Annotated in this window: 2 protein-coding genes; both read left to right on the top strand. The window is 59.3% G+C overall.

Going from position 1 to position 1,591, the window contains the following annotated elements; all coding sequences use genetic code 11:
- Positions 1-751, top strand: a 751-nt coding sequence (locus tag H6A60_RS11200; RefSeq protein ID WP_205104636.1) for a porin, incomplete at its 5' end; no start/stop codon positions are given.
- A 102-nt stretch (positions 752-853) separates the two neighbouring features.
- The coding region (locus H6A60_RS11195) for an SGNH/GDSL hydrolase family protein (RefSeq protein ID WP_205104633.1) at positions 854-1,591 on the top strand (738 nt) is incomplete at its 3' end.

Here is a 1,591-nt window from a genome sequence, read left to right as displayed (position 1 = left end):
CTCGGGCGCCGTCGGAACCCGTGTCGACAACACGCTTCGTTATGAATCGCCGAAGCTTGCGGGCTTCAACTTCTACGCGCAGGTTTCTAACGGCATTGCGGGCGACGACGGTGTGCAGAGCAGCCGCAAGGACCGTTATGCCGCGCTCGGTGCAACGTACAAGAAAGGTCCTTTCATGGCCGTTCTCGTTGTCGACCGCATGTTCACGAAGAATGCTTCCGATACCTCAGCGTTCATTGGCGACGACTACACCACCGTCAACCTCGGCGGTACGTACGACTTCGGTCCCGTGAAGCTCTTTGTCGCCTACCAGTACGGCGACGGCGTCACGCGCGTCGGCAAGATCTCGAGCAGCGTGAAAGGTTCCGTCACGGGCACCGACCGCGAAAAGAACAGCACGGGCTACGACACGCACGCCGTTCTTCTCGGCGCGAACATCGATCTCTGGGGCGGTACGCTCAAGACAGCAGGCGGCTATGTGAAGGGCGATCGCGACTACAACACCTTCCGCACCGACGGTTCGCTGCGCCATAAGAACAGCGACGACGTGGAAGGCTGGCAGCTCGGCATCGGCTACCTCTATCCGCTCTCGAAGCGCACGGACCTCTATGCGGGCGCCGCCTACGTGCACGCGAAAAACTGGACGGATTCCGACCAGATTGCGCGTGACGGCTCGCTCATGAGCAAGTCCGATGAAGGCACGAACGAAAACACGCGTTCGTTCATTTTCGGCATGCGTCACCGGTTCTAAAAACCGGTTTCCGGCTCCCCGGTCCGCGGCGATCATGCAAAGCGCGGACCGGCCGACAAGCAGCGAGATACGAAGACTTTCGGTTAGCAAGAAGGCAATCAAATGCGAAGCATCAAATCCGCAGCGCTCGCGGCGCTGCTCGCAGGCGCGTTTCTTATGAACGGCGCACAGGCGCTCGACAACACCGTGAAGCCCGAATTCACGGACCGACTTGAAAAAGTGCCCGAAGTGGCGCTCCTCATCGGCAATTCCTACTCGTTTTACAACTGCGGCGTGCATACGTATCTGCGCGGCATGATGCGCGCATCTACGCCGAAGCTCGGGATGAAGACGCGGCTCCTCACAATCAGTTCCGGCTCTCTTTCCTTCCACGACATCGACTTTTACCTGAAGCCCCACGAACAGGATCCTTACGCCGATGTGAACGACAAGGGCGAACTCAAGCACCCGATGTTCGACATCGTTCTGCTGCAGGAGAATTCAGCTGGCGCAACGTCCGCCAAGCGCCTTCCGTTCTTTGAAAAGTACGCTGTCGCTCAGGCCGATGCCGTCCGCAAAGCCGGGAGCACCCCGCTCCTCGTCATGACGTGGCCGAGAAAAGACAAGCCGGCCGATATCGAAAAGCTTGCAGACAATACGATCCGCATCGGCAACAAAGCGCAGATGCGCGTGATTCCGGTGGGTCTCGCTTTTATGGAAGCCATCAAGGCGAAGCCCGACCTCGAGATGTATCAGCCCGACAAGAGCCATCCGTCCGCCGCGGGCTCGTACCTATACGGCGCCGTGCTCTATGCGTCGCTTTTCGGCAAGAATCCCGCCCCCGTCAACTATCTCGGCGAG

The organism is Sutterella massiliensis (assembly GCF_016899755.1).
Lineage (GTDB): Bacteria > Pseudomonadota > Gammaproteobacteria > Burkholderiales > Burkholderiaceae_F > Sutterella > Sutterella massiliensis.
The sequence above is the reverse complement of the archived record's forward strand: the minus strand, read 5'-3'. Positions and strand labels throughout refer to the sequence as shown.